The organism is Shewanella sp. GD04112 (assembly GCF_029835735.1).
Classification (GTDB): domain Bacteria; phylum Pseudomonadota; class Gammaproteobacteria; order Enterobacterales; family Shewanellaceae; genus Shewanella.
Map to the genome: position 1 here is coordinate 3,587,869 of NZ_JAOEAL010000001.1, position 22,345 is coordinate 3,610,213.

16 protein-coding genes are annotated in these 22,345 nt (G+C 48.1%); 10 read left to right on the top strand and 6 right to left on the bottom strand.

Annotated elements, in window-relative coordinates; all coding sequences use genetic code 11:
• Window positions 1–73: 73 nt before the first annotated feature.
• On the bottom strand, window positions 74–1,270 hold the full coding sequence (gene tyrS / locus N7386_RS15860) for a tyrosine--tRNA ligase (protein WP_011626902.1): 1,197 nt from the start codon (window positions 1,268–1,270) through the stop codon (window positions 74–76).
• Between the two features lie 127 nt (window positions 1,271–1,397).
• Between tyrS and N7386_RS15865 the strand changes: the two genes are divergently transcribed.
• Together N7386_RS15865 and N7386_RS15870 are read left to right on the top strand one after the other, a co-directional pair.
• A complete protein-coding gene (locus N7386_RS15865; protein ID WP_011717902.1) occupies window positions 1,398–2,798 on the top strand; it encodes a peptidoglycan DD-metalloendopeptidase family protein in 1,401 nt (466 codons plus the stop codon).
• 19 nt (window positions 2,799–2,817) lie between these two features.
• Window positions 2,818–3,927: an anhydro-N-acetylmuramic acid kinase gene (locus N7386_RS15870; RefSeq protein ID WP_279769623.1), complete on the top strand. Its 1,110-nt coding sequence runs from the start codon at window positions 2,818–2,820 to the stop codon at window positions 3,925–3,927.
• A 9-nt stretch (window positions 3,928–3,936) separates the two neighbouring features.
• Here the strand turns inward: N7386_RS15870 and N7386_RS15875 are convergent, their stop codons facing one another.
• Entirely contained in the window at window positions 3,937–6,087 is a 2,151-nt protein-coding gene (locus N7386_RS15875) for a winged helix-turn-helix domain-containing protein (RefSeq protein ID WP_279769625.1), read from the bottom strand.
• A 309-nt stretch (window positions 6,088–6,396) separates the two neighbouring features.
• Here N7386_RS15875 and N7386_RS15880 point away from each other — a divergent pair, with 309 nt between their 5' ends.
• Window positions 6,397–8,799 carry a prolyl oligopeptidase family serine peptidase gene (locus N7386_RS15880; protein WP_279769627.1) on the top strand — a complete coding sequence of 801 codons (2,403 nt, stop codon included), beginning with the start codon at window positions 6,397–6,399 and terminating at the stop codon, window positions 8,797–8,799.
• A 448-nt stretch (window positions 8,800–9,247) separates the two neighbouring features.
• Here the strand turns inward: N7386_RS15880 and N7386_RS15885 are convergent, their stop codons facing one another.
• Entirely contained in the window at window positions 9,248–12,271 is a 3,024-nt protein-coding gene (locus tag N7386_RS15885; protein ID WP_279769628.1) for a TonB-dependent receptor, read from the bottom strand.
• A gap of 690 nt (window positions 12,272–12,961) precedes the next feature.
• Here N7386_RS15885 and aqpZ point away from each other — a divergent pair.
• The 3 genes from aqpZ to N7386_RS15900 all read left to right on the top strand — a co-directional run bounded on the left by aqpZ (window position 12,962) and on the right by N7386_RS15900 (window position 14,669).
• Entirely contained in the window at window positions 12,962–13,657 is a 696-nt protein-coding gene (gene aqpZ, locus N7386_RS15890) for an aquaporin Z (RefSeq protein ID WP_279769629.1), read from the top strand.
• A 156-nt stretch (window positions 13,658–13,813) separates the two neighbouring features.
• Window positions 13,814–14,194 (top strand): DUF2750 domain-containing protein, encoded by a 381-nt coding sequence (locus N7386_RS15895; protein ID WP_279769631.1) that lies wholly within the window; start codon window positions 13,814–13,816, stop codon window positions 14,192–14,194.
• Window positions 14,195–14,213: 19 nt separating this feature from the next.
• A complete protein-coding gene (locus N7386_RS15900; RefSeq protein WP_011626910.1) occupies window positions 14,214–14,669 on the top strand; it encodes a hypothetical protein in 456 nt (151 codons plus the stop codon).
• Window positions 14,670–14,795: 126 nt separating this feature from the next.
• On the opposite strand, the gene erpA is transcribed toward N7386_RS15900, so the two are convergent.
• Both erpA and N7386_RS15910 read right to left on the bottom strand, forming a co-directional pair.
• Complete coding sequence (gene erpA / locus N7386_RS15905) at window positions 14,796–15,146, bottom strand: iron-sulfur cluster insertion protein ErpA (RefSeq protein WP_011623639.1); 351 nt, start codon at window positions 15,144–15,146, stop codon at window positions 14,796–14,798.
• Entirely contained in the window at window positions 15,139–15,945 is an 807-nt protein-coding gene (locus N7386_RS15910; RefSeq protein WP_279769633.1) for a DUF6776 family protein, read from the bottom strand. Before N7386_RS15910 ends, erpA begins: the two co-directional genes overlap by 8 nt.
• A 74-nt stretch (window positions 15,946–16,019) precedes the next feature.
• On the opposite strand from N7386_RS15910, the gene N7386_RS15915 reads away from it, so the two are divergent.
• From N7386_RS15915 to hemL, 3 genes are all read left to right on the top strand, one after another.
• Window positions 16,020–17,744 (top strand): chloride channel protein, encoded by a 1,725-nt coding sequence (locus N7386_RS15915; RefSeq protein WP_279769635.1) that lies wholly within the window; start codon window positions 16,020–16,022, stop codon window positions 17,742–17,744.
• Window positions 17,745–17,935: 191 nt separating this feature from the next.
• Window positions 17,936–18,955 carry an aspartate carbamoyltransferase gene (locus N7386_RS15920; protein WP_011717911.1) on the top strand — a complete coding sequence of 340 codons (1,020 nt, stop codon included), beginning with the start codon at window positions 17,936–17,938 and terminating at the stop codon, window positions 18,953–18,955.
• Window positions 18,956–18,981: 26 nt separating this feature from the next.
• A complete protein-coding gene (gene hemL / locus N7386_RS15925) occupies window positions 18,982–20,274 on the top strand; it encodes a glutamate-1-semialdehyde 2,1-aminomutase (RefSeq protein WP_279769636.1) in 1,293 nt (430 codons plus the stop codon).
• 87 nt (window positions 20,275–20,361) lie between these two features.
• On the opposite strand, the gene N7386_RS15930 is transcribed toward hemL, so the two are convergent.
• Window positions 20,362–20,559: a hypothetical protein gene (locus N7386_RS15930; protein ID WP_011717913.1), complete on the bottom strand. Its 198-nt coding sequence runs from the start codon at window positions 20,557–20,559 to the stop codon at window positions 20,362–20,364.
• 533 nt (window positions 20,560–21,092) lie between these two features.
• Between N7386_RS15930 and nhaD the strand changes: the two genes are divergently transcribed.
• Window positions 21,093–22,340 (top strand): sodium:proton antiporter NhaD, encoded by a 1,248-nt coding sequence (gene nhaD, locus N7386_RS15935; protein WP_041412728.1) that lies wholly within the window; start codon window positions 21,093–21,095, stop codon window positions 22,338–22,340.
• Window positions 22,341–22,345 lie beyond the last annotated feature (5 nt).

The window sequence follows — 22,345 nt, forward strand, 5'->3', positions numbered from 1 at the left end:
TTTTACTGCTTGGTAAGTACTTATTAACCGTTTAAGCTCACTGCCTGTAGCACATGGTGACATCCGATTCGGCTTAAACCAGAGTCACTTTCGCGAACTTACGCTTACCGACTTGGAATACGGCAACCGTGCCAGCGCTTAAGGTCATGCGGCTATCATCAACCTTCTCACCGTCCATCTTCACCGCGCCTTGCTTGATCATACGCATCGCATCGGAAGTCGAACCCACTAAGTCGGCATCTTTAAGTAAGTTAGCAATCGCTAAACCTTCACCCGCCGCTAATTCAACCTCTGGGATATCATCTGGGATAGCGCCCTTTTGGAAACGGTCGATAAAGGCTTGATGGGCACTCTCGGCCGCCGCTTGGTCGTGGAAGCGCGCGATGATTTCCTTCGCAAGCGCAATCTTAGTATCACGGGGGTTAGCACCGTTGGCAATATCTTGTTTGAACTGTTCAATCTCGGCCAAAGGACGGAATGACAGCAGCTCAAAGTAACGCCACATTAATTCGTCAGAAATCGACATGATCTTGCCAAACATTTCATTGGCGGGCTCACTCACACCAATGTAGTTGTGCGCCGATTTAGACATTTTCTTCACGCCGTCTAAACCTTCAAGCAGTGGCATCATGATCACGGCTTGTGGCTTTTGGCCTTCGGCTTTCTGTAACTCACGGCCCATCAACAGGTTGAACTTTTGGTCGGTTCCGCCTAATTCAACGTCGGCCTTCAGGGCTACTGAGTCATAACCCTGTAAGAGTGGGTACATAAATTCGTGGATAGCGATCGACTGACCCGAAGCATAGCGCTTCTTAAAGTCATCACGTTCCATCATACGGGCGACGGTTTGCTGCGAGGCTAAACGGATCATCCCCGCTGCGCCTAATGGCTCTAACCAGCTCGAGTTGAACTCGATACGGGTTTTGGCAGGATCCAAAATTTTATAGACCTGCTCTTTGTAGGTCTCGGCGTTGGCTAATACTTGCTCACGGGTGAGTGGTGGACGCGTGCTGTTTTTACCACTTGGATCACCCACCATACCGGTAAAGTCACCAATTAAGAAAATGACTTCATGACCTAACTCTTGGAATAATCTTAATTTATTTAAAATTACTGTGTGTCCAAGATGGATATCCGGTGCGGTAGGATCAGCGCCTAACTTGATACGAAGTGGACGTCCTTCTTTGAGTTTTTCCAGCAGATCCGATTCGAGTAGGATCTCATCGGTACCACGTCTAATTTCTGCTAATACTTGGTCTAAATCAGCCATCTCGGCGGGGACTCCTAAGGCCATGATCATAAAATGAGGAGACTTATGTTACTTGTTAGCCACCACAATTGAAAGTGTGTACACTAACGGGATTATTCAAGCCTTAGGTAATCGGTATCGGCGTCACATGGGAAAGGTTATAACGTTATTTAAATTGTTGCCTAAAAAGCATCAAATTCTCCTCAGCATTCTTTCTGTTATCACTACGATAACCCTGCTCTTTCCCTCTGAAGAAGCGCAAGCTTCAAGACAAACTCAAGGTGTCGCAGACCAAGCTCAAGTCAATACCCGTTACGATGTTCCCTTAGCCTTTCGCTCACCAGAGCGTCCAGAAGGGGTTGAGGGCCAATCGCAAGATGCATCCACCAACGCCACGCCGTTATCTTCGGCCGACGCCTTAGCCGCAGGCAATGTGCCCGCCAGCGAAACCTTAGAGAGTGCCCACCACAGGGACGTTGAGCATTTTAATGTGAAAAATGGCGATACCTTAGCCGCAGTTTTTGAGCGTGCGGGACTCACCAGCAAAGATGTGTACGAAATTACCCAGTTGCCACTCGCCAAACAGAATCTGTTAAAAATCATCCCCGGCGAAGAAATTGTGATTTCGAAGGATGCCAAGGGCGATTTAACCGAAGTGCGCTACCGTGTCGATGCGGTATCGACCTTAGTGATCACAAAGGATCAGGATAAGTATTCCGAGAAAATCTCAGAAAAAGACATTGAAATCCGCACCCAATTCACCAGTGCGAAAATCAAGAGTAACTTCTGGAATGCCGCCGTCGATGCGGGTTTAAACGCGAACCAAATTATGCAGCTCTCGACCGTGTTTGGCTGGGATATCGACTTTGCCTTGGATTTACGTGAGGGCGACAGCTTCGCCATTATCTACGAGCAGGAGTATGCCGAAGGCGAGTTTTTACGTAACGGCAATATCCTCGCCGCCGAGTTTATCAACCAAGATGAGCGCTACACCGCCATTCGCTATACCGACGGCAACTATTACTCCGAAAACGGCACTAGCATGCGTAAGGCCTTCCTGCGCTCACCGGTTGACTTTAAATACGTCAGCTCAAACTTCAACCCGAAACGCCTACACCCAGTTACGGGGCAAGTTAAGGCTCACCGCGGCGTTGATTATGTTGCCGCCATCGGCACCCCCATTAAGGCGGCGGGAAATGGCCGAGTTGTCGAATCCGGCTACAATCAATTTAACGGTAACTATGTGTTCATTAAGCACAACGATACCTACACGACTAAGTATTTGCATTTGACCAAACGCAACGTCAGTAAAGGGGCCAGCGTTAAGCAGGGGCAAATTATCGGCACCTTAGGTAAGACAGGACGCGTCACAGGCGCTCACTTACACTATGAATTTATCGTCAATGGCGTACACCGTAATCCAAGAACGGTTGATTTACCTAAGGCCGAATCGATTGCCCGTAAAGAAAAGCCACAATTCGATGCGCTCAGCAAACAGTTGATGGCCAGCATTTCACAGAACAAGCAAACCCAATTGGCGATGCAATAACGACGGACGGATCCTCTACATGAACAAGGCTTATTATATTGGACTGATGTCTGGCACCAGTATGGACGGCGTCGATGCGGTGTTAGTCGACTTTGCGGGCGAGCAGCCGCAGCTTATCGCAACGCATACCGAGGCGATCCCGAGCCATTTGCTTAAGGGATTGCAGCGTTTATGCCTGCCCGGCAATGATGAAATCAACCGCCTTGGTCGCCTTGACCGCAGTGTCGGTAAATTATTTGCCCTCGCAGTCAACAACTTGCTCGCCAAAGCCCAGATAGCCAAAGAAGACATCATTGCCATTGGTAGCCATGGCCAAACCGTGCGCCACATGCCAAACCTTGAGGTGGGTTTTACCCTACAAATTGGCGATCCCAACACCATAGCAACCGAGACGGGCATCGATGTGATTGCCGATTTTCGTCGTAAAGACATTGCCTTAGGTGGCCAAGGCGCGCCCTTAGTACCCGCCTTCCACCAGCAAACCTTTGCTCAAGTCGGTAAAAAGCGCGTGATCCTCAATATTGGCGGCATTGCCAATATCACCTATCTGACCGGGAATCGTGAAGAGGTCTTAGGCTTCGATACTGGGCCAGGCAATACGCTGATTGATGCCTGGATCCAGCAAGTGAAAAATGAGCCCTATGACAAAGACGGTGAATGGGCCGCTTCGGGCAACACCGACCCACAGCTACTGGCGCAGTTGCTGTCGCACCCTTATTTCTCCCTCGCCTATCCCAAGAGCACGGGGCGCGAATTGTTTAATCAGGCTTGGTTAGAGCAGCAATTATCAGAGTTTAATCAATTGGATGAAGAGGATATTCAATCGACTTTACTCGATTTAACCTGCCACAGCATCGCCCGCGATATCCTTAAACTCGCCCCAGTGGGAGAGTTATTTGTCTGCGGTGGCGGCGCCTTTAATACCGAGTTAATGCAGCGCTTAGCGGCGCTACTGCCGGATTATCACATAGATACCACCTCTGCACTGGGCGTCGACCCTAAATGGGCCGAAGGCATCGCCTTTGCGTGGCTCGCAATGCGCCACCATTTAGGTTTGCCCGCCAACCTGCCAGCGGTGACAGGCGCTTCCCGCGAAGCCGTATTAGGTGGACGCTTTAGCGCTAAGTAAAACTCAAACCTACTGAAGTAGTTTGTGTTTAAGCAGTATGATATCCCGCTGTGGGAAACCATCGAGCGTCATCACTAAGCGGTTTGACTCTGGAATATAAGTCATGGAGCCAAACCCGCTTAGGCTCGAGCGGGGCACCCTGAGGAGTGGCGTGACTTGCTGGCTGCTCGCCTCCCAGTAATTTAATCTCTGCTCATTGCCATTACTGGATTTGAAATACACCCCGTCCGCCGTCATTGCCCAATTATTACCAGATCGAAACACTTTGCTGGAAATGAGCTGTGTTACCTCTTCAGGCTGCGCGAGATTAATCAACCAGAGCCCATTCACTCCATAACGGCTAAACACCAATTCAGTTGCCGACTTGGCAAATCCCACCGCCATACTCAGAGGGCTTATCACCTTGGGCGCACTGTTATCTAAATAAAACTCGGTGATACCGTCGCTGGTCGATGCGAATACCGCAGTACCCTGCCAATTCCAGCTGGGGCGACCATGGTTGTGATAACTCGAGGCTAAGGCGGTAATGTTCTTATTGGTTAAATCTAAAATAAAAATGCGATTGCCTTCATTGCGATCATCGGGGGCGATAAAGGCAATTTTAGAACCGTCGGGTGACCAACGCGGGTAAGCGACACGCGACTTAAGCTGAGTGTGTTGCTCTAGTTTTTGCCCCTTGATATCCGAGGTCCAAATCTCGTTATAGCCAGTATCGCTAGAGACAAACACGATTCGCCCCGCCTCAGGTGAATAATGGGGATTACGATGGCTAATACCGGAATACAGCAGCGGAAACAAACTGCCCGGCACTTTATCCCCGAGGGAAAAATACGCCATTTGGAATTGCCGACGATACTGGTGATAAACCAACTCGCCCTCATCGGATACGCTACTCGGATAACTCATACCTTCCACATCGAGTGGCCGAATATGGGCCGTTTCGATATCGATAGTAAAACCATTGCGACTACCAGAGTCTTCCGTGGCAAACACTAACGCCTGACTGTTGGGCGTCCAGCTCAAGCCGCGAATATCTTCTAGTCCTTGGGTTAAGCGTTTTTCATTGGCATTGGCTAAGTCGCGAATAAAAATATCCTCAGAGATATTACTAAAGCGCCTCGCTATCGCGAGCCATTTACCATCGGGGCTAAAGGCTAAATCTCTATCTTCGTAATTACACTGGCTTTCGCAGGATAATCTTTCAGCCGTAGCGTCCGCTTTTGCCAAAGATAAGCGGTAAATCCCCCCCACTTTATCCGCCTCGTGGGAGGAGATATAAGCAAGATATTGACCATCGTGGGAAATATCTATCGCCGCCATATCCGTGCTACAGGGCGCTAGGGCTAGCATCTCATTTGTCGCTAAAGTCAATTGAGTAATAGTGCACTTTCCCGTCGCGTGGCTGCGGGAGGCAAAAAACAGCTTGGTATCATCTAAGCTCCACACAGCACGCAGCTCAACCGATGTTGAAGGGGTTAACTGACGGGCGGGAACATCTTCACGTTTAAAATCTTTAAGATACAGACTAGATGTCACCCCAGGACGACTCGCACCATACACAAGCCAACGCCTATCGTGGGATAACCTTGGATAACGCTCCGAACCCGGATCTCGAGTCAGCACCGTCATTTGGGTATCCGTCATCCGCTGTTTATCTTGATATAAATGCATACCAATAAATAAACTACTGACAACAGCCACGGCCCCCAGCACCATCGCCATTAAACGCAGACGCTGATTGGCATGTTGCAATTTAGTCTCAGTGGTCTGCCGTAAATCTTCTTCAGTATCGTCGAGTTGATCGTAGATAGGCGGTAACAACAAGCGATAACCAGCCTTACGCACTGTCTCAATCACGCCACCCTCCACGTCTAGAGGCGATAATTGCTGCCGTAAATGCCAAATGGCATTCGTGAGCGCCTTAGTGCCGACGTAGGCATTACCTTCCCACACTTGAGTAATCAACTCATCGCGGGTAACCACATGAGGATAACGCAGGGCAAGATAGCTAAGCACTTCAATAAACTTAGGTTGAAGCGACACTTTAGCGGATTCATGTGAGGAGGTTTCATCCCCCTGCGTTTGAAATAAAATTGAGTTATCGGAAGGGTCAATACGACAATTCCCCAAGTAAAAACCCAACTTACTCTTATCCTTCATTTTTCTCACACCTTCGCTATTTGTCTTTTTATGGTTAGGGTAATGAGTACATCGTGTGGCTAAATACTACCTAAGACTTAACAAAGATAGCAATCCAATGTTTTAAACTAACTATATAAAATTCAAAATATTAGCTAATTAAAAATCTAAAATAGAGATTTAAACAATATAGAAACGAGCCGGGATAGATTGCGATACAGCAACAGATTACTTACAACTGATTGACCAATAACAACATAAGAGTCAAAGCCTTACTCCTGCGGTTAACTCATCTCAGCAGGGGTAATTTACTTTGCTAGGAACCCAAGTATGCTTCGCTTAACCTTGACCGGCATCTGGACTATGCTATGCCTGATTTTTATCCCCAACACCTTAGCGCAGGACTACCAGAAACCTTCCCCCGCACTGCAACAAACCATTGCGCATAACGCGGATCTCACGACTCGACTCTCAAACAATCATCAGTGGCTGGCATTACTCAGCCCAATTGCAGCGCCGAGCATTGCCACGCTTGCCCAGCCAGAGCAGAAGTTGGCTGGATTACGTATCGCCGCCGAGCAATATTTACCGAGCCGTATAACCCAGCGCTACCACCAACTCAGGCTGATTAATATTCAGGATAATCGACAGCGGCTGATAAGCTTGCCCGGTGGCCACGATATCACCGAAGTGCAATTCTCACCCAACAGCCGCTATTTGTCCTATGTCAGCCTAACACCTGAGGGTGGTTACTTATATGTTTACGACATCGCTCAAGACCGCCACAAGCGCCTGTCAGACAACCGATTAAATGGCACGATTAACCTTGATTATCAATGGGCTAACAATAACAACCTGCTCGCTCGCTTTGTCATAGCCTCAAATGCCAACGCGAGCATGGCCCCTACCGTTTACGCACCGAAAACCAAGGAAACCTCGGGCAAACAAAGCCCGCAGCGCACCTATCAAGACTTATTGAAAACCAGCGCTGACAAACAACGCTTTAGCCAACTGACGACCAGTCAACTGGCCCTTGTGGATATGGATGGCAAGCTGACAAATATCGCCGCGCCGGGCATTTTTGAGGATTTTTCGCTGTCGCCAGATGGTCAGTATATCTTAACCCATCAGCTCACTACGCCCTTCTCAACCCAAGTAAAGTATTATGATTTTCCAACCTTAACAGAGATTTATAATCTTGATGGTCAACGTATTACGCAACTGCACCAAAGCCAGAGTGGAGAATCTAAGCCCCAAGGAAGAGACTCAGTTTTACCCGGCCCTCGCATGTTCCATTGGGTTCAAGGGCAAGGCGCAACCTTAGCCTTTACCGAGGCTTTAGATCAGGGTGATAGCCAGCAAGAGGCGCCGCTACGGGATAGCCTATGGCAACTCGATGCCCCCTTTACCCAAAAGGCCAAACTCATCGCCAAAACCCCTTGGCGGATCATCGATATCGACTGGGCGGAAAATAACATCGCCTTAGTGAGCCAGCGTAATAGCAAAGCACAGTTACTGCGACTGAGTCGCCTAGATACCCACCTTGGGGAAAGTTCGTTGTATACCTTGAACGAGCGTAATCTGCGCGATAAATATCAAGAGCTTGGAAAATTCCCTAGAGAATATACCCAAGGCAAAGGGCAAGTGATCCGCGTGCAGCAGGCACAAACCGCAGGGGTTATTCACTACGGCCAAGGGGCATCGCCTCAGGGGGATAAGCCATTTTTAAAACGCACCTCACTCGCTACCGGGGAATCCTCACTGTTATGGCAATCTGCAACCAACCAATTAGAGTCGGTGCGCTATGTGCTCAATCTTGAGCCCTTACAACTGATTATCAACCGTGAAAGCCCGACTGAAGCCCCAAGCCTCGTCTTAATCGATGGCGCCAAAGAACGTGTGCTCTACCAACAGGCCGATGAACTGAGTGCGTATCGGGGGATGCAGAAGCAGCTGATCACCTACAAAAGAGCCGATGGCGTGCCCCTGTCAGGCACTCTCTACTTACCCGCTAATTACACCAAGGAGCAAGGCACCTTACCCGTGTTGATGTGGGCTTATCCGCGCGAATTTAACGATCCCGATGTCGCGGGCCAAATCAGCTTTAGCGCCAACCAATATCCCAGCATCAGTCCAAGGGGCCCGGTCCCATTAGTCGCCGAAGGCTTTGCGGTGTTTGATAAAGTCTCTATGCCCATCATCGCTCAAGGGGATAAAGAACCCAATGACAGCTTTCGCGAGCAACTCGTTGCCAACGCGCAGGCGGCTGTCGATACCTTGGTCGATTTAGGCATTGCCGATCGCAAACAAATCGCCGTGGGTGGACACTCCTACGGGGCCTTTATGGTGGCGAACTTGCTCGCCCATACGGATTTATTCTATGCAGGCATTGCCCGTAGCGGTGCCTATAATCGCAGTCTAACGCCTTTTGGCTTTCAAAATGAGGAGCGTTACTACTGGCAAGCCAATGATATTTATCAACAAATGTCACCATTTAATTATGCCGATAACATCAAATCGCCCTTGCTATTAGTTCACGGAGAGATGGATCAAAATTCAGGCACTTTCCCGCTGCAATCGGAGCGACTATTTGATGCCATTCAAGGCCTTGGCGGTAAAGCAAGATTAGTTATCCTGCCCTTTGAAGGACACGGTTATGCGGCTAAGGAATCCTTAGAACACTTGCTCTGGGAACAAAGCCAGTTCTTAAAGGCAAATCTGCCTATCCACTAACCTGTAAGCCAAAGAGCGAAGTCAGCGCTTAGCATTCCACAAAAACACACCATCAGATGATTGGCGGCATAATAAGCCGCCAATCGCTTAACAAGTTACTGCTATCACTTATCCTTAAATGCTGTGTTTATTCAGTATTTAAGCGAGTATCTCCCCTCAGGTATGCACCGAAGCTTTGCCTTTTTGGCCTTTTTACTATTCCGCGTTAGCCGACTTACTTCAAGTCAGCACTCATTCAAGCTCTGGCTGAAAGAGTTAACGTTAAGCGCTTCTCGACAGAAGAAGTATCAAAGGTCTGTGTCAATCTATCCCATTGAAGGCTTAAGGCTTGATGAGTGTGACTAACCTATTGATGTCAATATCTTGCGGATATTGGCAATAAAAAACCGCATGCAGGGAGCCACATGCGGTTGAACAAACTTAAGTGATTAGTATCAGTTAAACGATATTAGAACTTAAGCTCTGCACCTAGGTAGGCATAGCGACCAACACCACCGCCATAGGCGCTGCTGTAGTTACCATTACCCGTTTCGACTAAATCACCAGTATCGGCCACCCAAGGACCCTGATTGTCGAAAATATTACGCACACCGCCGTATAAACGTAATTCAGCCTGACTCACGTCCATAGTGTAAGACACCGACAAATCGTGGGTGATATACGAGCTGTAGAATAAGAATGCGGGCGTTTCTGGATTGGCTACCGCAGTGGCATCGCCAGCATCGAGTTTGGCTTGGTTTTCGGCTTTCAGCACGTTCCACTCTTCAACTCTATCGTGGCTATCGACCATGGCACTCTTATACTTAGCGCTCCAACGTACACGCCAATCATCATTGCTCCAGGTTAATGAGATTGCACCTCTGTCCTCAAAAATCCCGCTGGCAAGCTCACCCACGTAGTCATCTTCAACTAAACCATCGGCGCCGTAGTAGCTAGTGCTAAATTCCAACACATGGGTCCAATTCGTTTTTAAGCTGAGTTCACCGTAACCGTCTAATTGCCACTCGTAGGCCATGGCGATATCAACACCACGGGTGACAATGTCATTTAGGTTCTGTTCCTGTTGGATAACCTGGGTGATTTGCCCTTCAGTATCGCGGCTGATGACCTGACAGTACTCGTTATCGGCGCCATAGGGATTACTCGAGTTATAACATTCGGCCAGAATATCCTCGTTGTTTAGTGAACCAATGGCATCGGTAACTTTGATATCGTAATAATCGACCGCCAGATTAAAGCCTTCGAGGAAGGCTGGCGCCATGGTAAAGCCTAAGGTATAGGTATCCGCGGTTTCCTCGGTGAGGTTTTCATTACCGGCGTTCGGCGAATATTTAGAACCGCCCGCATCTTCAAAGATACCGTTAGTCGCAATTGCGGCTGCAATACCAGGGTCTTGGCGACAACTATCATGTCCCGCCCCTGTAGAGGTTGCTGTTACCCCATCACAAATATCGCGAATACTGTCGTAATCTCCACGGGGTGGAGAAATCAGTTCAGTAATATTCGGCGCACGTTGCGAACGAGAGTAGTTAGCACGTAGGGCATAGTTGGCAATCGGCTCCCACAGGATACCCGCACGATAGCTCGACATTAAGTCGATGTTTTTCTGGCTGTAATCGGCAAGACGTAATGACAAGTCTAGGTCGAGCCTATTAGCAAAAGCCTCATCCCTTAACAAAGGAAGATTCGCTTCACCAAAGGCTTCCCATACGGTCACATCCCCTTCAAAGGGCGGCACATCGTTAAACGTTATCGCATCGCCACGCATCGCTTTATCGGTATCGACGGCTTGAGTATCACGGCGATATTCGACCCCGAATGCCGATTGCACGCCACCCGCGGGCAATTCAAACAATTCACCTGAGATAAATCCTAGAGCATTAAATTGTGTAATATCCGTGTTGATATAAGGATTGGCACGGATATAGTCCGCCCCTTCCTTACTGATTGAACCTTCACCAAAGATATTGACGGGAACACAGCCCTCGGCCCTTGCCTCTTCACTGGCACATTGGATAGTCACACCATCGGCGGCGTATTCAGCATCCAGAGCATATTGCAGACGACGAATACTGATCTCATTGCTGCGGCGCTGACGCTGTTCAAACTTACCGTAACCCAGTGAGGCATCCCAGGTCCAAGTTTCAAATAAGTTGCCCTGCAATCCCGCCCAAGTACGCAAAGTAGTACGCTCGTTATCGCTCTCAACGGGCCCAACTTCTTGGAAGCGACGATCCCAAGTGATGCTCTTGCCTGCTGTTGCAGCAATTTCGGCTGGCACATAAGGATTGTTTGGTGAAATACTGCCCGCAGCAATAGTACCGGGAAGACCCGTTACAGGGTCGATATAGAGTTCAGTGTCGTTATAGTCTTGGCCTTCGGCATCGGTACGACGAAACGCGTTATTGCGGCTAAACTGTACTTGCACATTCGCGCGCACATCATCACTCAGGTCATAGTTCATTTTGACCGCCGCGGCCAAGGTATCCTCAGGGACCTTTAATAAACCTGTGGTGTAACCGTTATAACCATCACGCTCTTCTTTAAAATCGGTTTTAAGCTCAGTGCCATCGTACCACCAAGAGTTTGATTTAAAGCGGCCACCGACGATGTCATTACTGCGTTCGCGCCAATCGTCTCGGGTAATATCGCGCATACACTGGTCGCCATCGACAGTGTTCATGGCATTACACATTTGCTTTTCATCGTAGGCAAAACTTGACTCATACAGAGCTCTTTCCCTGTCGGTCGCAAATAAGCCATGTTGTTTATCATAAGTCGCACTGGCGAAGATATAACCTTTATCGCCATTAAAATCAGTGCCATAACCTACATCGACAGTGGTTTCACGACCACCACCTTCGGTGGTTTCGCCGCCACGGGCGTTAATCTCAAAGCCCGTCTTGTTCTGTTGAGTGATAATGTTCACCACCCCTGCAATCGCATCGGAACCATAAACAGCCGACGCCCCGCCGGTAATGATTTCGACCTTATCGACCATAGCGGCAGGAATGGTGCTTAAGCTGACATAGTTACCGCTATAACTGTTTGATACTACGCGGCGTCCATCGATCAAGGTTAGAGTGCGGTCTGTACCTAGGTTACGTAAATCAATGGTTGAAAGACCCGTATTTTGCACGCTCGATTGGCTATTTGTACTGCTAACGCCTTCTGCTAATGCAGGAATTTGGTCAACTAGAATATCAGCCAATGATCCAATACCGCTATCGGCGATATCTTTCGCATCTAAGCCCTGCAGTGGAGTGCTAAGTGAAAAGCTGTCACGCTTAATCCGCGAGCCCGTGACTGTCACTTTTTCGATGCTTTCTTGTTTATCCGCTACCTCGACTTCAACCCGATTAGCGCTTTCATTCACCGCATTCACTTCAATCGTATCGGCAGCCCATGCTACCGAAGGAGCAATGCCAAACATCGAAGCTTGGATTGCCAAGGTCAATAATTTCTTCTTCATCCTTCCCACCTTCACTTTTACAGCGCAAGCCATTCTTGTTGTTATTTGGAGCTGTTACTTGTTCTCGCCAAAAGTGCATTTATCGCTGCGATGTATCGTCAAACCCGTAGGCTTGCCAACCAGCAACAGCAAGAAAACACAATTAACATTTCAGCAACCAAAACGTTGTACTTTGCAGAGTGAAGGGCGGCAACGATATGCCACTCGTTTCTTTGCCCGTTTTATATCTATTAAATATCTATTCTTTTATTTTCAGAATATTAGCTGCATAAAAAGAGAATAAACCGACTATTGAATCCTCAAAAAACATCGCAAAAAAATCCCCCATACCAACTGATTTTCATCAATACGGCCTTGGTAAATAACCAACAAAAATGACGAATGTACCCAAAATAACCCGCTCATTGGCGCATTAAGCCACGTATCAAAAATGCACAATGTAAAAATCCATCTATGCTTGATCACAGTTGTGTCATCTAAACTCGCTAAAGTGATTGTTAACTAAGCAGTAAATACACAACAGACTCACTGTCAGGGCCGTACAAAGCCTGCACACTCTGGGCGCGCAAACATATCAATTAAGGGAATGGTTATTTATCTAGCTCGACTTAACCAGCAAGATAAACAAAGGTTTATGCAAAGAACGCGAAGCGTATATCGGCATAAATCGACTGAATAGGAAATCAATCAATGAATATGTCACAAAAAATGGCGGCAGAATTTTTGGGCACTCTGTGGCTCGTTCTCGGCGGCTGCGGCAGCGCAGTGCTGGCGGCGGCCTTTCCAGAAGTTGGGATAGGCTTACTTGGGGTGGCGTTAGCCTTTGGTTTAACGGTTCTGACGATGGCGTTCGCCATTGGTCATATTTCAGGTTGCCACTTAAACCCCGCCGTATCCTTTGGACTCTGGGCTGGCGGACGTTTTCCGGCATCGGAACTGCTACCTTATATCATTGCCCAAGTGGCGGGCGGTATTGTCGGTGCTGGCGTATTGTACGCAATCGCCTCAGGGCAAGAAGGTTTTAGTCTCGCGGCGGGCTTTGCTTCTAACGGCTTTGGCGAACATTCGCCCGGCGGTTACAGCATGATGTCGGTGTTGATCTGCGAAATCATGATGACCTTGTTCTTTCTATTGGTGATTTTAGGGGCGACCGATGAGCGAGCACCTAAAGGCTTTGCGCCCATTGCGATTGGTCTGTGTTTAACTCTTATCCACTTGATCAGTATTCCCGTGTCAAACACCTCGGTCAATCCGGCACGCAGTACAGGCCCTGCGCTGTTTGTCGGCGATTGGGCCGTTTCGCAACTGTGGATTTTTTGGGTCGCTCCTATCCTTGGTGCCATTCTCGCCGGCGTGATTTACCGTTATTTCAACGCTGCTAAGTAATTCCCCCGCTAGCAACAGCGCCCTCGCGGCGCTGTTGTGCTTTTTCAAACCCCGCTCTAATGTTACCATCTTGCCAACTGGTGAGTTTTGCTGTGCTGACGCTATACATGAGTAGCACAACAGGCTTCGCCCTATTCACGCATAAGAGATATTTTCATGAGCAAGACTGTTAAAACCTTTGCAGAAGCCGCTGGCATGACTCCAGAAGGTCGTTACGATTACCTCGTTGAACAAGTTAAACAACACAAAGTGTTATGGACGCTACAGGACCAAGATGGTTGCGTCATGCTGACCACTGAAGATGAAGATTGCATCCCAATGTGGCCAACCGAAGAAGCGGCTGAATCTTGGGCCGTCGATGACTGGAGTGACTGCCAAACCTTAGCGATTCCCTATGATGAATGGCATGAAAGATGGGTTCCTGGCATGGAAGACGACGATCTGTTTGTTGCCGTATTCCCAGTACAGGATGACTTAGGAGTGGTCATTCCACCCTATGAATTAGATCAACGTTTAGTCACTAAACAAAGCCACTAATCAATAAGGGCAAACTGCAATGTCGCTGAGCGAGCAAGAATCCTCTTTGGCAACTCAGGCTACGCCGCCCTTGGCAAAAGCCCGTTTACCTAAACGCTTAATTGCCTTGCTGCTACTCTATGTTGCAGCATCTGTAAGCGGCTTAATTGCCAAACAAGGGGTGCTTTTCTGCCTGTTAACCCTATTGATGGTGCTCGGGATTATCGGTCGCCAAAAAGCTGGGCTGATTATGTTAAGGGGTTACACCTTAGTGCAGTTGGCGCTAGTCAGCATGTTACCTGTGATCCTTTATGATCCTGACAATCTCGTGGCTGGGCCAACCACTGTGCACCTTGGCGAGTGGCAAGAAAAGCTGCCCGATTACGTGATTTTTATCGTGTTGATCGTTTTATCTTTATTGCAGGTGTGGGTGGCATTCGATAAGAAAGTGAAAGCTTGGTTTAAACCCAAGCTTAATCTGAATATTATGAATTAACTCCAAAGCAAGGCGATTACGCCTTGCTTTTCCAATACTTGCAACAGTGGAAAGACCAACAAAAAAGCCGTCATCTCGACGGCTTTTTTATCTTCTATATCAGTTCACTACATGCGTAGAACAAACTTAAACGGAGAAACTTGCACCACAACCACAAGTCGTTGTCGCATTCGGGTTCTTCACAAAGAAACGCGAACCTTCGAGGCCAGAAGTGTAATCCACTTCACCGCCAACGAGGTATTGTAAGCTCATGGGATCGACGACCAATTGGACGCCTTGCTTCTCAACGGTGAAGTCGCCTTCGTTGACCTTTTCATCAAAGGTAAAGCCGTACTGAAATCCAGAACAACCACCACCCGTCACGTACACACGCAGTTTAAGTGCAGGATTTTGCTCTTCTTCCAACAAGCCCTTTACCTTAGCGGCTGCCGCATCGGTAAATTTGATAGGCATTGCTGCATCAGCTTGATCAGTCATTACTACCTCTTACATCAGTTTTCTGGGGCAAATTATCCGTTACCTGACTATTTTGTTCAAGTATTACCCGCGGTTCTTTTTCACCCTGTAATAACTCAGGGACACTATAGACATGCTCTGTCTGCGAATTTTTGGTCCAGCGGCTCGAAGGCACCACCACTTTGACTTTGACCTGCACCACATTAAACCCTGCAGGCACACTCACTTTGGTATCTATGACCTGAAAATAGCGAAAATCAAACTCGAGCTTAGAACCCGTGAGTTTGTTCACACTTAACTCAACGGATTTTCCGTCTTGCACCCCAATGAGGGTGATTTCGGTACGACCTTGAATCGCCTGCTTACGTTTTTGCAGCTGAGTTAAAATCAGTTTTAAATTGTATTCATCCGCTAAGGCGCCCGGCGTCATTTCTAAACCGTGAATAGCCACCCCTTCGGCATTGTCATCCGGCGACATGATACTGCGATAAAAGGCTAATTCGCGCTCTAACTCTTTTTGTTTTTTCATCTGCTGCGCAAACATATCCTGCATTTGCGCATTGGCTTCACGCTCGACAGATAATTCTAAATTACGTGTCGCAAGTTCCTGGGTTTGCGCCTCAAGTTCCGCGGTGACACGTTGCAGTTTACCGCCGCCAATATGCTTTACGACAGGCTCATCACTGTTGAGCACAATAAAGCTTACCCAAGCGCCTAACAGAAATGCCACTAAGACTAAGGACAATAAATACTTGGTCGATGGACGATACTTTAGATCCATGACTTGCAGCCGATCTAGCCAACGATGATAATTTGGCATTAGGTAACAGCCCCTTATATAAAATACAATCAACTCAAGAACGAGTTCGATACAATACAACTCAGGCCAATGCAGTGCAATTAACGATAAATAAAGCCGCGATTCAAGACGCCATCAGCACAGCTAAAAAGTATTTAACTAACGAGCTGCGTGATCATTTATCCCAAGCCAAGATCAGTGCGCAGTTGTGCTTACTGGCCTTGCTATTCGCCATCTTCGCCTCCTGCGTGATCCTGTTGTTTCGACTCTTGCTCCTGTGGGCGAACCATTACACCCAAATCGAGACGCTGGATTCTACGGGTAACATCGCCGACTGGCGAGCCCTGTTGCCACTTTTTGGCGCCTTGTTGATCTGGATTGTCGCCAAACTCGGCTCCAAACGTTACAAGCGCATGGGGATTGCCTATGTATTACATAGGGTTAAATTGCACTATGGCAAAATTCCACTGCAATCTGCTGCGGGACAATTTTTTCAGGCGCTGTTTGCCTTAGGTACTAATTTCTCGGTAGGGCGCGAAGGCCCTGCCATTCACCTCGGCGCCGTGAGTGCCAGTGTTTTAGCCGAAAAATTTAATCTTCCCGATAATAGCGTGCGGATTATGTGCGCCAGCGGGATTGCCGCAGGGATAGCCGCAACCTTTAACGCCCCGCTAGCGGCAGTAATATTTGTACTCGAAGTGATAGTGCGCGAGTACAAGGTGCATTACTTCTTCCCCATAATGCTGTCCGCCATTTGTGGGGCGGTTTCCAGCCAGCTGGTTTTTGGTAATGTGCACGAGTTTGATCGTATTCAAGTAATCCATATTCCATTAGACCACTATCCCATTTTAGCCTTGGGCGGCATTGCACTGGGCTGCGCCGCAGCCTTCTTCAATTACGCACTCCTTAAAGTCACCGCCACTGGGCAAAACTGGCCACTGATTTATCGATTATTACTGGCGGGCAGTATCACTACGCTGATTGGCTTAATCTTGCCCCAAGCCCTCGGCACTGGGGATTTGGCCATCAGTGAAGCCATTAGCGAGCACCCCAGTTTATTGCTGTTAATCGCCCTGCTGGCGGCCAAGATTATCGCCACCATAGCGGCAATCGGACTTGGGATCCCAGGTGGTTTGATTGGTCCACTCTATGGTATCGGCGCCTTAATAGGTGCAATCTTAGCCTTAGTTAGCGCCATTCTATTCCCTTCGATTGCGCCTTACGTTGGCCTCTATACGGTTATCGGCATGACGGCGATGATGGGCGTTTGCCTCAGTGCGCCGCTCGCCGCCCTGGTGGCGCTGCTTGAGATGACCAACGATGCCAGTATCATTCTGCCGGCAATGTTTGTGACCATTCCCGCCTTCTTGATTGCCTATCAAGGGTTTAAAACCAACTCTATTTTCTTCAAGCAGCTAGAGATTATGGGTCTAGGTTATAAAGTCGCCCCAGTGAATTTGGCGCTACAGAAAAAAGGCGTGCGCGCCCTGATGGATAAGCGTTTTGTTATCGTCAACAACAACGACGAGCTGCTGCTCGAAGTGTTAAAACGCGCCGAAGGTCGCCCTGTGTTAGTGCGTAACGCCGATGGGGTGATCGAAATGCTCAGCCTCGAGATGCAATCCTACGATGACAACATCACCCTCTCGCGCCATCCGATGCAGGGGTTGAGTGACACTAAAACCCTCGATGAGGTGTATAACTTGTTGTCGCCCAAACGCAGCGGTGAGGTGTTTATCTATCAAGATACCCCAGACAATGTGGTGGGGGTGGTCAGTTGGTCGAACCTACAGCAAGAAATTCGCTCCGGCCAAGTCTAATCCCTGCGAAGATGGGCTTTGATTCACAAAATCCTGTATTAGCTGCCTAAAAAATCTATACGAGGGCGCAGCGACTATTTCGCTGCCCCTGTGCATCTGTTACAATCGCGCCTCAGCCACCCTACATATACACCAGGGCACAAAGCGCGACATTGCACTTTAACGCCCCCTAGCAATTGGAAAACAGGCTGATGAACCAGTTCGAAGGATCTCATATCCTCTCCGTAAACCAGTTAGATCTTGATTCAATCCAAACTATTTTTAATGTTGCCCATCGTATGATGCCCTATGCACTTCGTGAGAAGCGCACTAAGGTGCTCGAAGGCGCCATTTTAGGTAACCTGTTTTTCGAGCCTAGTACCCGTACCCGCGTGAGTTTTGGCTGTGCCTTTAACTTACTCGGCGGCCATGTGCGTGAAACCACAGGCATGGCCTCTTCGTCCTTATCTAAGGGCGAGTCACTGTACGATACCGCACGTGTACTCTCGACCTATTCCGATGTGATTGCGATGCGCCACCCCGACTCTTATTCGGTGAAAGAGTTTGCTGAAGGTAGCCGCGTGCCTGTAATCAACGGTGGTGATGGTTCGAACGAGCATCCGACTCAAGCCCTGCTCGATTTGTTCACCATCCAAAAAGAGTTAGGCCATGCTGGCCGCGGTATCGATGGCATGCATATCGCCATGGTCGGCGACTTAAAATTTGGTCGTACCGTGCATTCCCTGTCGCGCCTGTTGTGCATGTATAAGAACATCAGCTTCACACTGATTTCGCCAACTGAATTAGCAATGCCTGACTATGTGATCTCCGACATTGAAAATGCTGGCCATAGCATCAAAATAACAGACCAGCTTGAAGGCCACTTAGATAAAGCCGACATTCTTTATCTGACCCGCATTCAAGAAGAGCGCTTCCCATCCCAGGAAGAAGCGAACAAATACCGCGGAAAATTCCGTTTAAATCGCAGTATTTACACCCAACATTGCAAATCTAACACTGTGATCATGCACCCGCTGCCACGGGATTCGCGTGCGCAAGCTAATGAGTTAGATAATGATTTGAACAGCCATCCTAATCTCGCTATCTTCAGACAGGCGGACAATGGACTGCTAATTCGTATGGCACTGTTTGCATTGACACTCGGGGTTGACTCGCAACTCGAAAAATATGAGTGTCCCGTTAATTGGTATTCACGTAAAGCCGATCGCTAATCGGCTACTTACTTTAAGGACTTAACATGACCCGTTCCGAAGCGCTATTTGAACAGGCTAAAAAAACCATCCCCGGCGGTGTTAACTCTCCGGTTCGTGCATTTAACGGTGTAGGTGGTTCGCCGCTGTTTATTGAAAAAGCTGATGGCGCTTATATTTACGATGCCGATGGTAAAGCTTATATCGACTATGTAGGCTCTTGGGGCCCGATGATTTTAGGCCACAACCATCCGAAGATCCGTGAAGCCGTATTAGCAGCTGTTGAAAACGGCTTATCTTTCGGTGCACCAACCGAGCTTGAAGTACAAATGGCTGAGAAAGTCATCGCCATGGTACCTTCTATAGAACAAGTACGTATGGTGAGTTCAGGCACTGAAGCCACCATGAGTGCGATTCGTTTAGCTCGCGGTTTTACCAATCGTGACAAGATCTTAAAGTTTGAAGGCTGCTACCACGGTCACGCAGACTGCCTATTAGTTAAAGCAGGTTCTGGTGCTTTGACCTTAGGCCAACCAAGCTCTCCAGGTATTCCTGAAGATTTCGCAAAGCACACCTTAACCGCTGTGTATAACGATCTCGATTCAGTTCGTAGCCTGTTCGAGCAATATCCGACTGAAATCTCTTGTATCATCATCGAGCCTGTCGCAGGCAACATGAACTGTATCCCACCTATCCCAGGCTTCCTCGAAGGTCTGCGTGCTATGTGTGATGAGTTTGGTGCGCTGCTCATCATCGACGAAGTGATGACTGGTTTCCGTGTATCAAGAAGCGGTGCTCAAGGCCACTATGGCGTTACTCCTGACTTAACCACACTGGGTAAAGTCATCGGCGGCGGCATGCCTGTGGGTGCATTTGGCGGTCGTAAAGAAGTAATGCAGTTTATCGCTCCAACGGGTCCTGTGTACCAAGCCGGTACCCTGTCAGGTAACCCAATTGCGATGTCAGCGGGTCTCGCACAAATGGAAGCCCTGTGTGAAGAAGGTCTGTACGAAGCACTAAGCGCGAAAACCAAACGTATCGCCGAAGGCTTTAAAGCTGCGGCCGACAAACACGGTATTCCAATGGCCATCAACTATGTCGGTGGCATGTTCGGCTTCTTCTTTACAGAGCAAGAGCAGATCACGCGCTTCGATCAAGTGACTAAGTGCAATATTGAACACTTCCGCACTTTCTATCACGGCATGTTAGATGAAGGGGTTTACTTAGCACCGAGCGCCTATGAAGCAGGCTTCCTGTCGATGGCCCATGGCGAAGAAGAACTGCGCCTCACGCTAGAAGCGGCGGACCGCGTATTAGGTCGTATGAAAGCGGCAATGTAAGCGAGAGCTTAAAACACTAAGGGACGCATTTGCGTCCCTTTTTATTGCTTGGCGTTTGAACAGGCTATTGCGTGAGCCTTGACTCCATCAATAGCTATCGGATCGTTTCGAGCCTAAAGCGGATTTAAATACCACCGCCGCGACTAAGACCTGTAAAGTCAAAGTGATATGGTCAACCATCAGGCTAGGATTATGTAATATTCCTAATGCGATCAGCTGCTTGCCACTATATGTTAACCACACTAATGAGCCTAATAACATCAGACTGCGGAGCACAAATGTCATTTTGCGTTATCCTTAAGATACAACATCCAGTGTCTTAACTACTAAAGTGGCACAAGATACAGCTCACTTTCTATCCAGTCAATATTTTGACTTGGTCATTTTTGTGACACAGTTAAAGAATCCCGCACTCAGCACCGTAAACAGCACAAAATCCGATCCTTCGCCTCTGTGACTGCATTTTCGTGCAATATTTCCTTCATAAAGAAAAATTAATTGCGGGATCGACAAAATAACTGCTTAGACTTTAATCGTAGATCTTACTTTACAGTCCTTTGGCAATCTCAACTAAACAAGATAAAAAACTACACATTAAAAACTAAATAGTGTTTAACGCTAAAATCTAACCATTTTCACTGAGACCAATATCACAAAATGACGCAAAACCGAGTTACAGCTAACAGTTGCGTTATTCACCCCATTATGTTCTGATCCGCACGCATTAACACGGCAAGCTTAATTTAGCCTTGATAATGCCATTCAATAGCTCGCCTTTGGCTTGCCACGACATTAAAACAGCAGTTGGAATTGCAGTTATGTTATATACCTTTCTGATCATACTGGCGGTGCTCGCATTGCTCAGTATTATTTTCGAAGAAGTCACCCACCTCAATAAAGCAAAAACCACCTTATTCTTTGGCTGTATTTCCTGGGTAGCACTGTTTATGGCTGCCGGAGACGCCAACCATGAGAAATTGGTTGCCCATCAACTCAATGAAAACTTGCTCGAAATTGCCACCCTGTGGCTGTTTTTGATGTCGACAATGACCTTTGTGGCCTATCTAAACGCCAAAGGTATGATCCAAATTATGGTGCAGAAGCTATTCCCGCAGAAGGTTTCTGTACGCTTGTTAATGATCCAAGTGGCCTTATTCGCACTTATCCTGTCGGCTTTCTGTGATAACGTCACCGCGACCTTAGTGTCTTTAGGCTTATTAACAACCTTTAAGCTCGAAAAGCAAATGCGCCGCAGAATGGCGGTGTTGATTATTTTCGCCGTGAACTCTGGCGGTGTGGCTCTGATCACCGGTGACGTTACCACCCTGATGATCTTCTTAGGCGGCCACGTACACATCTCCGAACTGTTGATGCTGTTTATCCCATCTGCCGTGAGTGTGATTTTACTGGCGACGCTGTTCTCATTGAAGGCAGAAGGCGTGGTGTCCACCACCCCGATTAAGCACAGCTATCAAACCGTGGATCTGCTAATTGCCTTAGTGTTCTTCTGCACGATTCTGATGACCATGCTGCTGAACATTCTCTTCGGTATTCCACCGGTACTGACCTTCCTAACTGGTCTGTCGATTATGTTCCTTATCGGCCACACCACCCGCAGTGATAAAGAAGAAATCAAGATCCTCGAATATATTCGTCAAGTCGAATACGACACTCTGTTGTTCTTCCTAGGGATTTTACTGCTGGTTGGTATGCTTAAAGAAATCGGCACCTTAGATATGCTGACCGAAGCTTACAGCCTGTTTAATCCAAACATCTCTAACTTCGTTACAGGTATGGGTTCAGCCCTTATCGATAACGTGCCATTGACGGCTGCGCTGCTTAAAGCAGAGCCAGTGCTCAACACCCCTGAATGGTTAGGCTTAACCTACAGTGTGGGCGTGGGTGGTTCGTTGTTAGTGATTGGTTCGGCTGCGGGTATCGTCGCCATGAGCAAAGTAAAAGAGCTGACTTTCGTAAGCTACCTGAAATATGTGCCAGCCCTGTTCCTATGCTATAGCGTGGGTTACGCCCTGACCTTATTCTTGGCTTACAACTTCTTCGCTTAAGTTTT